Annotated in this window: 15 protein-coding genes and 2 pseudogenes; 11 read left to right on the plus strand and 6 right to left on the minus strand. The window is 62.1% G+C overall.

Going from position 1 to position 16,664, the window contains the following annotated elements; translation table 11 throughout:
- Positions 1-171: 171 nt before the first annotated feature.
- Both J7I92_RS23415 and J7I92_RS23420 read right to left on the minus strand, forming a co-directional pair.
- Positions 172-927, minus strand: coding sequence for a Type 1 glutamine amidotransferase-like domain-containing protein (locus tag J7I92_RS23415; RefSeq protein ID WP_214844369.1), 756 nt, complete (start codon positions 925-927; stop codon positions 172-174).
- Between the two features lie 798 nt (positions 928-1,725).
- Entirely contained in the window at positions 1,726-1,974 is a 249-nt protein-coding gene (locus J7I92_RS23420) for a hypothetical protein (RefSeq protein WP_214844370.1), read from the minus strand.
- Between the two features lie 562 nt (positions 1,975-2,536).
- Here J7I92_RS23420 and J7I92_RS24770 point away from each other — a divergent pair.
- The 7 genes and pseudogenes from J7I92_RS24770 to J7I92_RS23455 all read left to right on the plus strand — a co-directional run.
- On the plus strand, positions 2,537-3,058 hold the full coding sequence (locus tag J7I92_RS24770) for an RNA polymerase sigma factor (protein WP_214844372.1): 522 nt from the start codon (positions 2,537-2,539) through the stop codon (positions 3,056-3,058).
- A complete protein-coding gene (locus J7I92_RS23430) occupies positions 3,055-4,128 on the plus strand; it encodes a CU044_5270 family protein (protein WP_214844373.1) in 1,074 nt (357 codons plus the stop codon). The genes J7I92_RS24770 and J7I92_RS23430 overlap by 4 nt, the downstream gene beginning before the upstream one ends.
- A gap of 294 nt (positions 4,129-4,422) precedes the next feature.
- On the plus strand, positions 4,423-5,070 hold the full coding sequence (locus tag J7I92_RS23435; protein WP_214844374.1) for a class I SAM-dependent methyltransferase: 648 nt from the start codon (positions 4,423-4,425) through the stop codon (positions 5,068-5,070).
- Positions 5,071-7,765: 2,695 nt separating this feature from the next.
- Complete coding sequence (locus J7I92_RS23440; protein ID WP_251040382.1) at positions 7,766-8,110, plus strand: hypothetical protein; 345 nt, start codon at positions 7,766-7,768, stop codon at positions 8,108-8,110.
- Positions 8,111-8,420: 310 nt separating this feature from the next.
- Positions 8,421-8,834: a nuclear transport factor 2 family protein gene (locus tag J7I92_RS23445; protein ID WP_214844375.1), complete on the plus strand. Its 414-nt coding sequence runs from the start codon at positions 8,421-8,423 to the stop codon at positions 8,832-8,834.
- A 284-nt stretch (positions 8,835-9,118) separates the two neighbouring features.
- Positions 9,119-9,729, plus strand: a pseudogene (locus J7I92_RS23450) (recombinase family protein).
- 426 nt (positions 9,730-10,155) lie between these two features.
- Positions 10,156-11,238, plus strand: a pseudogene (locus tag J7I92_RS23455) (IS256 family transposase); the annotation flags it as partial.
- Between the two features lie 421 nt (positions 11,239-11,659).
- On the opposite strand, the gene J7I92_RS24280 reads toward J7I92_RS23455, so the two are convergent.
- Positions 11,660-11,929 carry a hypothetical protein gene (locus tag J7I92_RS24280; protein ID WP_214844389.1) on the minus strand — a complete coding sequence of 90 codons (270 nt, stop codon included), beginning with the start codon at positions 11,927-11,929 and terminating at the stop codon, positions 11,660-11,662.
- A 671-nt stretch (positions 11,930-12,600) separates the two neighbouring features.
- Here J7I92_RS24280 and J7I92_RS23465 point away from each other — a divergent pair.
- On the plus strand, positions 12,601-12,894 hold the full coding sequence (locus tag J7I92_RS23465; RefSeq protein WP_251040383.1) for a hypothetical protein: 294 nt from the start codon (positions 12,601-12,603) through the stop codon (positions 12,892-12,894).
- A 215-nt stretch (positions 12,895-13,109) separates the two neighbouring features.
- Here J7I92_RS23465 and J7I92_RS23470 read toward each other — a convergent pair whose 3' ends face one another.
- Entirely contained in the window at positions 13,110-13,598 is a 489-nt protein-coding gene (locus J7I92_RS23470; protein WP_214844376.1) for a hypothetical protein, read from the minus strand.
- A 370-nt stretch (positions 13,599-13,968) separates the two neighbouring features.
- Positions 13,969-14,145 (minus strand): CsbD family protein, encoded by a 177-nt coding sequence (locus J7I92_RS23475; protein ID WP_214844377.1) that lies wholly within the window; start codon positions 14,143-14,145, stop codon positions 13,969-13,971.
- Positions 14,146-14,344: 199 nt separating this feature from the next.
- On the opposite strand from J7I92_RS23475, the gene J7I92_RS24465 reads away from it, so the two are divergent.
- Entirely contained in the window at positions 14,345-14,791 is a 447-nt protein-coding gene (locus tag J7I92_RS24465; protein WP_214844379.1) for a PRC-barrel domain-containing protein, read from the plus strand.
- A 146-nt stretch (positions 14,792-14,937) separates the two neighbouring features.
- Here the strand turns inward: J7I92_RS24465 and J7I92_RS23485 are convergent, their stop codons facing one another.
- Entirely contained in the window at positions 14,938-15,252 is a 315-nt protein-coding gene (locus tag J7I92_RS23485) for a hypothetical protein (protein ID WP_214844381.1), read from the minus strand.
- A gap of 248 nt (positions 15,253-15,500) precedes the next feature.
- Between J7I92_RS23485 and J7I92_RS24775 the strand changes: the two genes are divergently transcribed.
- On the plus strand, positions 15,501-15,701 hold the full coding sequence (locus J7I92_RS24775) for a hypothetical protein (protein ID WP_214844383.1): 201 nt from the start codon (positions 15,501-15,503) through the stop codon (positions 15,699-15,701).
- Between the two features lie 229 nt (positions 15,702-15,930).
- A complete protein-coding gene (locus tag J7I92_RS23495) occupies positions 15,931-16,317 on the plus strand; it encodes a hypothetical protein (protein WP_214844385.1) in 387 nt (128 codons plus the stop codon).
- The last annotated feature ends 347 nt before the right edge of the window (positions 16,318-16,664 follow it).

Genomic DNA, 16,664 nt, shown 5'->3' on the forward strand with positions numbered 1-16,664 from the left:
GACGATCCGTCCGGATAGGGATAGTTAATGGTGGGCATCCCGCAAGGCGCGGCACCGCGCACACCGCCAACATCGCGCCATGCCAGCCCTGACCTGGAAAACCATCCCAGTAGCCGTTCCACGATCAGGACGCTCAAGCCGATGTGTTGTGTCCGTTACCCGTAACTGCGTCTAACCCTGTTCTGAATCGCCGCTGCTAACTGGCACGGGCCCCTGTGCTGCAAGGCCATCCTTGGAGTTATCGTTGGCTGCAATGAGACCGGCCGGCAGATAGTTTTCAGGGTTCACAGGTTGGACTGCGCGTTCATCGATGACGTAAACGGGTTCCTTGCCAACAACTCGAGCGCCGCTGCTTTCAACAAGGAGTCCCGACCTCTCCGGGATGCCCAAGACCGGTTTGTTCTGCCGCCTATGCCACATCTTCGCTGTTGCTTCCTCGTATGCTGTGTAGTGAGGGAGCACAGTGACCCCTGAGACGAGACGTAGGCCCGTGAACTGCTCGAGTTGTGTGTTGTTGTCGTCGTGAGTGGCGGCGATTTCGATACTGTCGGAAGCGAGGATGGCCCCTGCACTTCCGCCGTACAAGGAACCCCCTGCTGCTACGAACCTCCGTATCGGATCAATGAAGGCATGCGAGGCAACGTGGGCTAGAAGGTGGAATGTGTTGCCTCCACCGATGAAGAGCAGATCGAAATCGAGGAGTTCGTCAGGGGCGTGTCCGTCCAGGTCGGTCCAAGTGGTTAGCTGATGATCGGGCCAGTGCTGTGCCAGATTTCCTCTGAGCCAGGCGTCCGCGCCGTTCAGCATTTCCCCGTCCAGTGCGAATGGCCAGTAGAGGATATTCGCGTTGAGTCGAAACATCTCCGCCCAAAGCAGGTGTTCGTCATCAGGCGAGCCTCCGCCGCCCAGGTAGATGGTGCCACGCATGGCTTATTGTTTCTACGGCGCTCCGATACTGCAAGTCAGTGGCGGCTGGAGTGTTGGCACGATCGAGCGAAAATAACCGCTATTGCCGTCGGCGCTTCTTCGAAACGTCTCTCTCAGGGTTCCCCGCCCGTGAACGACAAATAGGAGTCCTTATGGCGAGACATCCGCTGAATGAGGAGTTAATCTCACAGTATGAAGCCTCGGGGCCCACTCCTGCTTGCACTAGGCGTAGTTGCGACAGTGCTGGCAGTTGCCGCCCTACTCGGCCACACGCCCGGGATAAGCCGGGCATGTCCAGCAATGGGCTGGGCGTACGTAGGTGATGTGGAGCTGGTCTTCTCGATCCCGCCGGAGTCCGTAGCAGCTTGTTTTGGGGATGGATGCACTCCGCTGCAGGTGGTCATCAACCCTGATGGAAAATGGCTGGTGCCGCAGTCCTCGCCGTACCTGAACCCACCAGTCAGTGTCACCTCTATTTATGTGGAAGCCGTGGCCACTTCAGGTGGCCGGATAGCCCGTGATCTCCCAATAGAAACGGAATCAACCGGCGAGCACCCCTTCGGACCCGAGTGCGGCGGACCTTTCAGGTTCAAGCCCGTGCACGTGGCCTTTGGCTAAAAGCATCGAACTCATGGAAGCTGCCTGACCTTGTCCGGCGACCTCGCCCCGTGCGTCGGACAGTTCTCAACAATTCCGAAATCAGCCCGATCGCTTCGATGCCCCAAGTAAAGAGCGTGCCCCTGAAGGGTAGACGTCACTCAGGGGCCTAGAAGCATGCCTCCCTTCTTCCAGCGACGTTTAGAGTTCGGGGTGATGGGGATCTTTTCCTCTTTCTCGCCAGTATTCGTCTCGCTGACGGAGAACAAAGCGTGTCAGCAGAGCGATGGAAATTATCGTGAGAGCCGCTTGGAGGCCGAGTATCAGCCAACTCCATGGCTCAACGAATGACAAAAGAATGTTCAGCCAGGAAACGACGAGCACGCTGAACATCGCCACCAGCATGAGCCGCTGCTGTTTCCGGTTCCACTCCTGTATGCCCTGACTCATGCCCTGAGCCTATTGATGCCGCTAGAGCTTGTCACCACATAGCCATCCAGGAGCACCGTCACGCGACTCCGCGAACGGCAAGCCAGACAACGCCCTCCGGATTCGATCCCCGATCACGGCCCTGATCGTCATCCAGCAACCTGCAAATTCGGCTTCTGAGCCAATTCGCCCGTGTGTCGGGCCAGCCGTCAGCCCCGTCCCCCCGTCGGGATGAACATGCTGCAACTGCCCGGTTTCCGTTGCTTTCCGCATGGGCCGCCCAATCGTTGCCGCTGATCGCTTTTTGGCTGCGTCCCGTTGCAGTGTCAATTTTCGGCCCGGTCAGGGTTCCCAAACGGACCGGCTTGCGGGCAGTGGGATGACACAGAGCGCTGAGGAAAAATGCTGGGCATCAATCGTCGCGAACTCATTCGAGGGAGTGCCGCGCCCACGGTGTTCTACAACGAAGCCGATAGGACGACTGACGGCTTGATGTGACGGATTTAGCCCAACTGTCTACTACCTGCCAAGAATTATTCAAGCTGCTAGTTACACTTTCGGGATTGCCGGACATTAACCGGGTATGAGCTTTCAAACAGTCCGGAAGGATAGATCGAATTTGGAGCGGGAGAAGCGTTTCTTGATAGCGCATGCGGCCGCTCATGACCGGATCTACCGTTATCTCCGCCGACGAACTGAGAACGCTGCGACTGCTGAGGACCTGTGCGCAGAGGTTTTTCGGATTGCTTGGGAGAAATCGACTGACAGCGAATCCCTGTCAGTGATGGTCCTTTTCGGTGTTGCTCGTAACGTACTTCGAAACCATGACCGGTCGTCAGCCCGCTCCGCAAAGCTCATAGGAGAACTCCGGCCGGAGCAGCACGGTGACCCCGAAGCCCTCTCGCGGGATTCTCCCCTTCAGGAAGCTCTACACCGACTGAGCCCGGAAGACCGCGAAGTTCTACTCCTGACTTACTGGGACGGCTTCAACTCCAGAGAGATATCCGACCTACTGAATACCAGCGCTACGGCCATCAGGATGAGGCTGCACCGAGCCCGTAAGGCACTGGGCCACCTAATGCAGACAGAGGGGGCAGAACAATGAATCAAAAAACCTTAGACGAACAAGTAAGACGCCACATGGCTGCTGCAGATCCAGCGGCACATATTACGGACCAGGAATTGGCCGCGAGCAGGGAGCGTTCCCTCAGAACCTTCCAGACAGCGGCGACGAGTCCTTCGGACCAAATTTCCCCCACTGGCAGCCTGGAGTATACTCCAACCGTCGTCTCGCTCTCCGCTAAGCGGAAACGGCGGACGCGGAAGTGGGTGACGTCATTGGCTGCAGCAGCTGTTCTCGCTGCACTCGTTGCTGGAGACATCGTAGGGCTTGCCGGTTGGCGAGGAAGTGCCACCGCCGATGCCGCTGAAGTTCTCAATACGGCGGCGGAAACGGCGATTACCAGCGCCGATCCTGTCGTGAATCCGGGGCAGTACCTGAGGGTCAAAAGCACCAACGTCTGGTCAACTGAAACCTGGACTGAGGACGGTTCCAAATACCAGTGGCTGGATACAGAAAAAATGGATATGTATATCCCGACTGACCGGACTGCTGAGTGGGTGTGGCTGCGTTCGGGGCGTGTGCCTACAACGTTCTTCGACGACAAGGCACGAAATTACGTCCTGGAGCAGGGCATCCAAGCCCATTCTGAGACGCTGCGGGCGCCCAAGGGGGAGTTCTATGGGCAGCCCGGCGGCATACTCACTACGGATATGTCTGTCTTCCCCCGGGATCCTTATCGGCTCCTGAACCACATCTACATACGAACACTGGGTGCAGGGCAGTCCGTGGATGGGGAAGCATTGGTGTTCATCGCTGATCTTTTGCGAACGGGACTCGTCCCCGCAGATCTCCGGGCGGCACTGTACAAAGCCGCGGCCATGATTCCCGGGGTGACGATTACGGAAGGGCAAGCGAACCTGGACGGACGAACAGGCGTGGCCATCGGTCGGACGGAAGGCACTCTTAGCCGACAAGAGATCATCATCGATCCCAAGACAGGCCAACTGATCGGGGAACGCCAAGTCCTCACGACGGATTATGGCGCGATGAAAGCGGGCACGCCCATAGCGTGGACTGCCGTAGAAACCTCCGTGTCAGATACCGCTCCCTAATAAACGGTCTGCTGATCGCATTGGCCACCTTGAAGCGGTTGAATAGTGGATCACTCCGGTCCCCATGTTTTGAACGTCCGGTAAAGGATCCGTATACGGACACGGAACGGCTGTGCAGACGACTTCTGACATTCCGTGCAGACGACTTCGGAAAATGACACGGATCCTCGGAAGGACGCGTAGTCTGGTTGTCTCGTAAGTTGTTCCAAAACTCGCGCCATAATCGCCCGTCACAAGGGCAACTTTTCGGTACGGGGCCGGCAGCGAAGAAATCCAGTTTTTCCGGGGGCTGATGTGCACCAAACCAGCAACGAAGACATCACGAAAGCCTTCAACAAAAACGCCCGCGTCTATGACCGGTGGATGGGCTTCTTCGAGCGCTATATCGCCGATGGAGCCCGGGGTTGGGCCGTGTCGATGGCCCACGGGGCAGTAATCGAGATAGGAGTGGGTTCGGGTCTGAACCTCCCGCTGTACGGCCCGGGGGTGGAGCATGTGACCGGGTTTGACCTCTCCGAGAAGATGCTCGCCATCGCCCGCAGACGCGTAGCGGAAAAGCGAATCGACCGCGTCGAGTTACATCACGGCGACGCGCAGACCCTGGACCTACCGTCGGAAAGCGCCGACACCTTCCTTTCCACCTTCACGTTCTGCACCATCCCCGATCCGCTGGCCGCCAGCCGTGAGGCCTACCGTGTACTCCGCCCGGGCGGGGTATTCGTCCTTGCCGAACACGGGCGCTCCACGCGCGCCCTGGGTCGCGCCGTCATGCGGGCTATCGAACCACTAAGCATCCGCGTCAGCGCCGATCACATCACCCGCGACCCTGTACCGTACCTAACGAGCGCGGGCTTCACCATTACCGAAGTCCAGCGCGGCGGACCAGGCGGCATCGTCTTTCGGATACTTGCCCACAAGCACGACACCTATGGAGACCACTGAGGGTGGGCCAGTTGTGACTGTTCCCGGCAGGGTGCACCACCCGTCGGATTAGGGCATACCCCAGATGGACGTCAAAGAAATGCCAGTGATTGATGCGTGGACTTCAACGCTTGGTGGCGGCATTCTGTGATCGCTCGGTGTCGCATGCGCCGGTGCTGAATCGTGTTGCGAATCCAAAGAACTTTACTCAGGTCCGAGAAATGACCACTTGGTGACGTAGGGGCTTCAAAGACCGGCGAAACGCTACACTGCCCACATGCACCCCCTGGTCCTGATGGGTTTCGTCCTCGTGGCAGCAGTGTTGTGGGTGGGAGTCGTCCTGTGATGCTGGTGGGGCTTGATCGTGCACAACGTCAGGCCACGCAAGAGGTTCCGCACCATGGCAGAGGAAGGCTAAAGGCCGCCGAGCCTTGGAAGGGCTTGCTGTCAGGACGCAGCAGGCGTTTAGAGCTGGCTAAGGGACCGGAGTCCTGAAGCCAGCTCATTGCCTCCGCCTTGGACGTGAAGAACCGTGTAGGACAAGGGACCTGCCCGGTGCTGAGTTGATAAGCGACAAGAATCCGGTCAACGGGTCCTGCGCCCAGCAACGCGATCCTGGAGGCGGCGCAGGGCTCGGCGAACAGATGCAGGACGCAGCCGGCTTCGAGTCGGACAATACAGTCGCCCAGCGCAATCTCATCCGTCCTCTACCTCCTGCGGTGCGGGTGGGCATGTCAGGATTCCCCACATTATCCTGCCAGACTCGCTCGTCAGTCCTCGAAAACGCAGGGGGACTTCGGGGCTTCCACTTAGGCACCTTCTCCGTGAACAGGCCCCGTCGCTGGGGCGAAGAAGTTCAGAACCGCCTCGGATGTTTGGCCCAGGTCCATCGGAACGCCCAGGGCGCTGCGGCAGCCCCAGCTGCCAAAGCGCTGCTGATATTCCTGCCAGGAGACATCCGTGGCCACGTCGGGCAGAAGCACCGTGGCTGGTGCAGAGGACTTCGAGCGCTTCCGTGTCAGGAGTCGCCTGTGCCAGCCCCGTACTTCCGCAGGATCCAGTGCAGACGAATTCTGAAACCGACACCTACCCCTCCAGGCTGGGCGGGCCCGCAGTCCGGTTCATGTCTCAAACCACCTCCGGACCGGACGCCTGATGGCCCCGCCCCAATTGAATGAGTGCGGGGCCATCTCAGGATTCCTGCGCGGATATGCCGCGCCGCCCAGACCCATAATGGACGGGCTGGCTGATCTTGCCCTCCACCCCTACATTGTCAGCGGGGTCCGGGCGCCCCGCCCCGGCGGTCCGGTTGAACTGGCGGCGATACTTTGACGCCGAGGCCTCCCCGCTGGCCGCCGTCCCTCCAAGCCAGGGTTGGCATCCGGAATGCACGCATGCCTGCCCTCTGAGATTGGTCTACTGGGCCTGGTCCGGCGGTGCTGCGGCATGCCTTCCAGAAGGCGCCGGCCTGGTAGTAGACAGAGGTGCTGTGTCTAAGAACTGGAATTCCGTCGCAGCGGGGACGCTGACAGTTCCGGCGGCCTCCGCTTTCTCCCGGGATGAAGTCATCGTCGGTTCGGGAGATGACAACCTGGCCGTGAGGGTCACACACCATGTCCCCGTGTGCGTCCTTGATGATTTTGGCCGAGATAGCGGGTGGCAAGGTCAGTCCGGCCCGGATTTTCCAGAAGCCACGTCCGCGCAGAGAATCTCAACACAGCCGTGAGGATCGCCCAACGGACAATCTGCGTTCATTTGAGCGCCAAAGGTATTCCGGCCCGAGGCCGCGGCGTACGCTGGTGACAAAGCGGCACCGTACCCCGACGAACCACATAATGCGGGTGCCCGCCGGGCCCATTCATCGGTCCTGGAGGTTCCCGAACTGAACGGTTCGCGTGAAAGCGAAGGTTGTAGAGGGTAATGAAGGCTCTGATCTGGATAATCGGCACCGCAGCAGTGCTCCTGTTTATCATCGGTCTGGTAGTCAAGACGCTCGGATTTCTCCTGGGAGTAGCACCGGTCTTGATAGTCGTGGCCCTTGGCCTGCTGCTACTGAAGCGTTCTCGCGCACGCCGCATCCCACGCTAGTCGCGACGGTCTTATTCAAGCAGGGCGTCGCTCCCCCGCCAGCTACTGGCTGCACCGCAGGGACGACGGGCTGGAGTCAGACCACGAGGTGATTCATGCCAACAACCCGGACCTGCAGATGCCTCTCAACCCGTGGGTTGCAACACACCAAGACAAGACACACCCGCTCCCCCGCTACTGTGAGTGTTAACTCCGTTTGGCGGCTATTTCGCAGTTCAGAATGGCGGTGGGATGTCGCGTCAGGTTGGATGTCACGTCAAAGATGAAGGCTGGGAGGGGCATTCTCGCCCCGAGTGGCCGCGACACGGCTTCAAGGCCCCTGGATGATTACGGGCTGATCGGAACAACGGCCAGTGCCGGCTTGGTGATTTGTCGGAATGCGGCTGACGGCGCCACCGTAGCGACGTGCCCGATGCTCAGTCTCTGTTGATTTATGGAAAACGCTCGGGTGTCACTGCCCGTGCATCCGGACGGTGCCGCGAGGAGATGACCACAGCAATTGGGTCTCATCCGGTTTGACCTTGTGCTTATGCGCTGTCGGGTCCTTACTGGTGGGAGGAACCGAACCATCCGGTAGAGCTCGTCGCGCGGCAGCATGTGTTCCGGCCACACAGGTCCCCTCCATACGTTGCAGATTGAACCGGCAAGCGGGTTCCAGCCAGGGATTATTGGAGGAAAATCGATGTTCGCTAGAGTCAGCACCTATAAAACCGGCCCGGAAACCACCGCAGAAGCACCCACGGAAGACATCGTCAAGAGGGTGCTTGAAATCCCCGGATGCCGGGGAATCTATTACTTGAACGGGAAGGAAACCGACAAGGCCCTCTCCATTACGCTGTGGGATACCGAGGAAGCTCTGGCTGCGAGCCGAGAGGCGGCAAACAAAATCCGGACAGAGACCAGCGATGCGCAAAAAACGCAGATCCTTGAAGTGGAAGAATTCGAAGTCACTACCAGCAGTCTCAAGGACTGAGCGTCCGCCGATCGCCGGACCCTTCCGTCATCGCCAGCTCCCCGCCGGCAGACGGCGGGGAGCTGCGGGATTGCAGGACCGGGTGTTCGCCAAAGAGGTCCGGGTCCGCCGGGACTTCCGCCACGTTCACAACCCGGGATGCAACCGCACTCGGGCTGTCGCGGCTTCGCGCGGCACCCTCGCCTTCATGACTCCGCGGGAGCGGTGTTGCCTCCTTCGGCCAGGTTCCGGATGTTCAGGCGGTTCGGCCCGGTGAAAAGCGCCGCGCATTATGTTGCCAACTTTTCTGTGAACCTCCACCGTTGAGTGCATGAGCAGCGATCCGGAGGCGGTGGCGCAACGGTGGATCAGATCCCTGTCAGCGCATGACCTGGAAGCGGCCGTGGATTGCTTCGACGCCGCGTATGTTGACGAAGCGCCCGCACGCCGCGGGGAATCCGTGCAGGGGCAGGACTCGGTCCGACGAAATTTCAGCATGCTTCTTAGCGACCTGCCTGATCCCACTGCGAACATCTCCCGGACTGTGGCGGACGGCGATGATGTTTGGATGGAGTGGAGCATGCGTGGAACACGCCGGGATGGCACGCTCCTGGAGTTCGTGGGGGTCAACATCTTTCAGGTCACAGACGGCAGATTCCGCTCGGGTCGGATCTATACGGAAATTGTGCGCGCCGCCGGTGGAATTGATGCGCAGATCAACCGTATGACTATGGGGAATAGCTAAGGCCCCGATCGCGCTCCGAACCCCAGGGTCCAACGGAGCAGTACCTGGCGCACCTCAGTTGAGCCACGGAGCTCCGGGCACCCGGAAGGGGCCCATACCCTCGAGCAGTGTCGGCCCTCCTGCGACCCAAGGCACCGCTATGTGTCATATTCGATCGTATTTGCTACAAGCGGGCCGGTCCGTCCACGACTCCGGTGCACCTCCGATTTTTGTAGCAAAACCCAGTGCCGGTTTCTGTGTTCCGGTTCTTCCGCTGCTTCACGGGTATTGATACTTTTGGGCGCATGGGAGACCTGCTGGGTTATGCCCGGGTATCCACCGGGGACCAGGATGCGGCCCTGCAGCACGACGCGCTGACCGCGCCGGCTGCTACCGCATCTTCACCGACACTGCCTCCGGTTCCCTGTCCTCCCGGCCGGAGCTGACTAGGGTTCTGGACCAGCTGCGCCCCGGCGACACCTTGATGGTGTGGCGCCTGGACCGGCTGGGACGCTCAATCCGGCATCTGATCGATTAGCTGGCCGTGCTGGAGGAGCGCGGTATCGGGTTCCGGTCCCTGCGGGAAAACATCGACACGACCTCGTCCGGCGGCCGCCTGGTCTTTCATATCTTCGCCTCCCTGGCCCAGTTCGAGCGGGACCTGATCCGGGAGCGGACCAACGCGGGTCTGGAGGCGGCCCGCGCCCGCGGGCGCCGAGGCGGGCGGCCCGCCCTGCTGACCAGGGAGAAGCTGGAGACGGCTCCGCGCCTCTATGCCCAGAAAGACATGACGGTCCAGAAAATCGGCGAGGTCCTCGGCGTCAGCCGGACCACCGTCTACCGGGCCCTGCACCGCGAACCCGCGGCCGCTCCGCCGCGCCGGCGCAGGCCGGGCGCGGCGAAGCGAGCGGTGTAGTCATGGGTGAGGGCAGTCCCCGCGCGACGGCGCTGCCTCCGGGCCTGCGGGCCGGGCCTTGATCCGCTGGGCCGTCGTGCGCCGGCACGTCGAGGACGGGGTGCCGCTGGGCGTTCTCGCCGCCGCTGAACAGATCGGCTTACGCACCCTGCAGCGCTGGCTTGGGGCCTACAGAATCAACGGCCGCCCCGGCCTGGAACCGGCGGTGCCACGGAAACGCGGCCGCCGCTCACCTGCCGAACTCGTTTCGCTGATCGAGGGACTCGCCCTCGTGAAGCCGCCCCGGACAACGGCTGCCATCTTCAAACAGGCCAACATTGTGGCCGCCGACCACGGCTGGCCCGCTGTTTCCTACAGTACGGTCCGGTCCATCGTGGCCGGTCTCGATCCCGGCTTGGTCACTCTGGCCCGCCAGGGTCCCGTGGCATTACCGAGCATCTTGGCCACGAGAGGCACGGGGCGGCTGAGAGCGGGAACGTGCGCAACGGGATCCGGTCCAAGACCGTGTTCACAGAGGTGGGCCCGGTGGAGATCGATGTGCCACGGGACCGGGAGGGCAGCTTTGAGCCGCAGATTGTGAAGAAGCGCCAGCGCCGCCTGGACGGGATCGACGAGGTCGTTCTGTCCCTGACCGCGCGTGGGCTGACGACTGGGGAGATCGCGGCGCACTTCGACGATGTCTACGGCGCCACGGTCTCCAAGGACACCATCAGCAGGATCACGGAGAAGGTCTCGGAGGAGATGGCCGAATGGGCCAACAGGCCCCTTGACCGCGTCTACCCGGTGCTCTTCATCGACGCGATCCACGTCAAGGTCCGCGATGGGCAGGTGCGCAACAAGCCCTTCTACGTCGTGCTGGGCGTGACCGTAAACGGAGAACGCGACATCCTCGGAATCTGGGCCGGAGACGGCGGCGAGGGCGCGAAGTACTGGCTCGGGGTCCTGACCGAGATCAAGAACCGCGGCGTGGAGGACGTGTGCATCGCCGTCTGCGACGGGCTCAAGGGCCTGCCCGAGGCCATCACCACGGTCTGGGAGCAGTCCACCGTCCAGACGTGCGTGATCCACCTGATCCGCAACACCTTCCGCTACGCGCCCCGCCAGCACTGGGACGAGCTCTCCCGGGACCTCAAGCCCGTCTACACCGCCCCTACCGAAGCAGCGGCCCGTGAGCGGTTCGGGGAATTCGAGGCCAAATGGGCCACGAAGTACCCGGCCATCGGGCGGCTCTGGCGCAACGCCTGGGCCGAGTTCGCCCCGTTCCTTGACTGGGACGCCGAGATCCGCCGGGTGATCTGCTCGACCAACGCGATCGAGTCCCTCAACGCCCGCTACCGGCGTGCGGTGCGGGCACGGGGCCACTTCCCAAACGACGCCGCGGCGCTGAAATGCCTCTACCTCGTGACCCGCTCCCTTGACCCCACAGGGCAGGGCCGGGCACGATGGGCCACGAGGTGGAAGCCGGCGTTGAACGCGTTCGCGATCGCATTCGAGGGCAGAATCAACTAACCACAAGCCAGGCCAGACCCACCGTTAATCTGACAGACCCGCAGGTCACTCCCCTATTGCAGGCCCGGCGCCACCAGGTGATGCGCTGGGGGCTGTCCGGTATGGGCGGGCCGCCGCCGGTGACCACAGCGGAAGCTGCTCCCTGCGGCGGCCCGCCCAAGCTTTTTGCGCAAGCCTCCACCTTCCCGGCGCTCATTTGAGTAGATGAGTGCCGGGAAGGTGGAGGGGGCTAGGCCGCCAGTTGGGTGTCGAACAGCTGTTCGGCCAGGCGGATCAGGTACTCCGGGTGTCCGCGTCTGCGCCGTGGTTCCCTTCGCCGAGGAAGACGTCGTTTCCGCAGAAGATGTCCGCGAGGTAGAGCCCGGTTTCGCGCAGGAGGTGCCCGGCGCGGATGTTCGGGGGCAGGTTGATGATCTTGCCTTCATCGTTCAGGTAGGCGTGCCAGTTGTAGGTAGCGCTTGCCGTTGGGGTCCGTCAGGGTGGTCGACGTTGCGCTGGGGTAGGCCGGTGTCCAGATGCTCTGCGCAGTGGTGCCGGTGCCGTAGGTGATCTTCGAGGTCCGCCCCGAGGCGTCGTATTCGAAGGACGTCGCGGTGGTCCGCCCGTCCGTGTAGGCGGAGAGCTTCCCTGCGTTGTTAATGCCCTCATCACAGAGAACGGGAACAGGAGCAAGCCCGGATCCTGCGGCCAGCGGACATGTCCTGGCCGGTCCCGGTTACTGTCCGCCCTAAGGCCCGGGCGCCCCAAAGCAGGCCAGGCCCGGCCGGCGCCGCCCGGAGATCCGCGCCTGCTCGATACCGGCCGGCGCGGCGAAAATCCCGAAAACCGGCTTCCCCGATGCCCTCGTCGCGTCCACGGCCATGGCCCTGGCCGGCGGGTACTTCCAGCCGGCCTCACCTTCGGCCGGCTCATGAAGCAGTAACAGCGCCGCATGCCGGGCCCGAGCCGGCCCGGCTTCCACGCACCAAGGTGTCCCCGGGCGCAGGCCTTCAGCAAGGAGCGCGGCTGCCGGGGGCAGAAATTCAATATGCCGAACACACGAGCCGGCACCTCTCGCGGGGCCGTCCGTTCCATGGGTATGCCCTGCGTGGATCTTCCCGGCAGTCCATGCGGGGATTGCCCACCTATTGGCACTGTTGACCGGGGCGGCGGTGCCGCACGGCCCCGCCGATGCCGCAGCCGGATTACCAAGGGTCCGCGGCGCCGCTCTTCGCTTGGTTCTGCAGCCCAACGGAGCAGCCGGGTCTGGCGGCCGCCATCGAAGCCGTCGCCTGGCTCTGGCCAGCGTGCGACGATGCCGCATGAAAACCAACGCCGGTGGCTCCGCCGCCAACCCCAACCGGTGGCCTTCAGAAACCACCCATGCGGGATCACGATGTGCACAGGAAGGCAGCATCGATGGAGATGAACCTCAGGGACAACTGGCACAGGCTCAGTGCCGCCACGCGGCAATGGCTTAGCGATAACCCCGGCTGCCTGATCCTGCCGCGGACACTGGTCGCCACCATCTGTGAGGAAACCGGCCTGAACCCCGACTGCGACCGGCACGGCGAAACCACCCTCTCCCAGGAGGACCGCGACTTTATCAGGGCCCAGGCCAATCCGGCCTCGCCAACCGGACCGGAGCATCGTTTCTTCGACTCAAACCAGCCTTGAGCAGGCGCACCGAAGCCGGATACCGTCCCTGAAGCGCCGCCGGACCGGACCCGGTGTTCTGCAGTTCAGCAGCGGCGGCCGCCTTCATTGCGGTGAACCGGGGAAGATCCAGGCAGCGACCTTCGCAGTATCCATGCGCCGGTGCACGCAGACAGACGTCCGTGAGTCTGCTGGAGGTCTGCCTGCGTCGGGGTGTGGGTCCCGCCGGGGTCCGGCTAGCTCTGGGCCGCTGCAGCGGCGGGGCCGGCATCCGGATCCCCGTCGTTGGGGGCCGGGGCAGTTGCCGGTGACACCGGCTCTTTATCGGGCGTCCTAAAAGAGCGCCACGCGGCTGCCCCGGACACTGCAACGGCCAGCATCCCGGCAATCAGCCACACCTTCCGGGACGCCGTCCGTCCAGTCGCAGCCGGGCCGGGCCCCGTGATGACAGGGGCGGCTTTCGGTGCCACCCCCTTCAGACGCTCCTGGACCCGCGGGGTCAGTGTTTCCACTCCGCCGGCAAGCTCGTCAGCGATCCGGCGCAGAGCCGCCTGGATCCGGGGGGACGCGGATTCAATACCGGTATCCAGCCCCGCCACCGTTCTTTGCAGTGCTGCCTCCACCCCCGGAGTGGCCCACTCCCTCCCTTTGATCAGCTGGGTCCTGAGGTTCTCGGAAAGATGCCGGGCCTGATCGGTTTGGGCCGTGGTTTTTGCCGCGCGCATGAGTGCCTCCCTCGATGAGATGGATCCCCATAGCCTACGGCGGACAGTGCCGTGGAAACAGGCCATCCCGGTGGTGACAGCCAACAGGAGTGCCGGGCCTCATGAGGGGCGAAGGCGCCTCGGACCGGCCCTCGGGGCCTTCTGCTCCACGGACCGGGCCCGTTCCGGGTGGGAGGCACCCCCTCCAGCATCCCCACTCCGGCGTCCCATGCTTCCGGCCAGCCCGGAAGGTTCTGCCCTCCGGAGGCTTCCGCAGCGGCCGGGGCAACCGCGGCGGCCGGACTTTCGCGACGCCGCTGCGGCAACGGTGAAAGGGTGCAGCTCCCGGCGGGGAGCCGCACCCTTTCGGGCAATGCGTGGGTTGTTGCAGTCAGTCCTTTTTGAAGGCGTCCTTGACCTTTTCGCCGGCCTGCTTCAGATCGGACTTGGCCTGGTCGCCTTTACCCTCGGCCTTGAGGCTGTCATCGCCGGTCGCTTCGCCTGCGGCTTCTTTGCCCTTGCCGCCCAGCTTGTCCGCGGCGTTTTCGATTTTGTCATCCAAACCCATGGTGTTTCTCCCTACGGTTCGTGCCCCCGCCGGCACGACGCCGGCGGCTGATACCTCCATGCTAACCGCCACCGCCGCCGCCCGTCCGGGGGCAGGCAACGCCGGCCGGCCGCGGACCGCCCCGTTACCCCGCTTCAGGCCGGGATTGGCGGAGCCTATTTTCCCCGGAAGCTTGCCACCCCGATAGTAAGCAGTGCTTATGGCAGTGCTGCGGGGGCAGCGGCCGGATGGCCCGGCAGCTGTGGGTCCGCCCGCTCTTTCACCCCTGCGATACCGGAAACACATCCAAGGAGAGAACCATGTTCACCAGGGCCAACATCGACGGCCTGCTCAACGCCGGCGGCAAGGTCCTGACCACGACGGGGACAAGATCGGTTCCATCGGCCAGGTCTACACCGACGACGACAGCGGTGAGCCCACCTTCGTGACGGTCAAAACCGGGCTGTTCGGCACCTCCGAATCCTTTGTCCCGCTCCAGGGCGCCAGCGTGGAGGGCGACGATACCCTCGTCCCGAACGCGGTGGACGGTACGGTTGCCAAGGCCAACGCAGAGCCCGGCGGCATCAGTCTCCCCGAGCAGACCTGGACCGACCTGTACAAACTTGCCGCGGACAGCGGCTTCGACCTCAACCTCGGAATCCTCTAACCAGCGAGCCCTAGGGTCAGAAAGTCCCATGCCTGGCCGATGCAGGAGATCCGGATCGCAGATCTCCCTTTCCCTTTCGGTAGCATCGCCACCATGACTATGTGCTGGTTCCATATATGCTTCACGCCCTAAATTTTGGACCGCGGCTATTTCTCGTCTGACTGTTTGGGAAAGCGCTGGGGATGTTTAGGATTTCTGCCGCGTTCGCGCCAGTATTCATCGCGTTGCCACAACGAAAACCGCGTGACCCAGATGACGTACAGCGTTGTCCCTGCGGCAAAGACGGCAAGCTTTATCCAAACCCACGGCTCGGAATCGATTGGCAGGAAGTTTAGCGTGATCATGGCTAACGCCAAGGCCCCACCAAAGTAAGCGATTCGATTCAGCCGCCGTCTACCCTCCTGATTAACTCCGACTGGCGGCGGGCTTGCCGGCGGTTTTATCGGAAATTGCGATGCCATGAATGAACTGAAACACGAAGGGTACGAATCCGGTAGTGCCCCGTTTGGGGGACCTTGAAAGTGGCCTTCTCAGAAGCTCACACGCATACGGCTGAGGATTTTCAGGATTCCCGAGAAAGCGTCTCGCTGAACGTTCCCCCAAACGGACCGGTTAACGGGCAGGCTCTGGCACCTGTACGGCCCCTAATGTCGGAGGTGGCCGGTAGATTAGCTTGGTATGCCCTGGGCTTCGCGTTGAAGGACTTCAAATGACCAACACACTACTCGGCTCCTTGAGGGAGCAAATCCTGGACGAATCAGAACCTCTAGCAGGGCTCCTGCGCAAGTGCCTGCTGCTCGGTGCCGAAACCGGCTCTGAGTCATTGAGGCAATGGGCAAGATACGAGCTCTCCGGATATGACGACGACGCTGAAGTCCCAGCTACCGGGTGCTGCCGTCGCCACCGATAACGGTGAGCTCAATTAGTGGGAATACCTGGGCCAAAGGTCAGACGTTCAATCGGCTCCAATTGCCCGTAGAGGCCCAGAAGGGCGTGCCGGAGTCATTTCAACTCCGTCAGCCCATCGAAGAGCTGGAAAGTCTCGCCGGGAGCTCTTCGATCTCCTTTCCAGCACGGGTCTGGCCTATGCTCAGGCCATTTGGAACGATGAGCTTGGCCCGTTCCAGCAGATCCTGAGCATGTCTTACTCACTTCCCGGTTCGATGCTCACAGGGATTCTAGGTCAGATTAGAACGCAACTCGTCGACGCCGTTGCCGACCTGACTGCAGAGACTCCGCTGACCGAGTTGCCAAGAAAACAAGATGTGGACGCTGCCGTGGGCCAGCACATCGGGACGCAATACAACACCACAATTCAGACCGCAAACGGTCCTACTGCCATCGGCTCGAAGGCAAAAGCCAAGGCCGAGGGGTTAAGTGTCGACGATGCGATCAGGCTGCTCGACGTCGTTCAGTCCACGGCAAAGGGAGTAGCTGACGACGAGAACCGATCGGATCTGATTGCGGCGGTCTTGGAACTGCGCGTAGCAACCCAGCAGGAAACACCGAATACCGGCGACGTGTGAAGAAAGCGGGCAAACTAAACGCCATCGCCGCACGGATTGGTGCTCCGGCCGTCAGTGCAGCCGTCAGTGGCGCGGTAGAAACAATTACTACGCTGGCGCTCTCCGGCGCCTTCGGGTGATCAACAGGCAAGCTGGAAGCATGGCCGTTGAAGGATCCTTTCCGTACGGAGCATCTGCTTGGCGTGGTGGTCAACTGGCCCTCGGTGTGGCCTGACCGATGACTTTTCCGCGCCGTGCTGGTCTGTACAACGAATACCGACTCACGGGAGACTGACGCCATGCGCAAACTGACCTTCGGCATGAACCTGAGCCTGGACGGCTACATCGCCGCGCCCGGCGACGACCTC

Origin of the sequence: Arthrobacter sp. ISL-72 (genome assembly GCF_018613755.1) — a bacterium.
Taxonomy (GTDB): domain Bacteria; phylum Actinomycetota; class Actinomycetes; order Actinomycetales; family Micrococcaceae; genus Arthrobacter.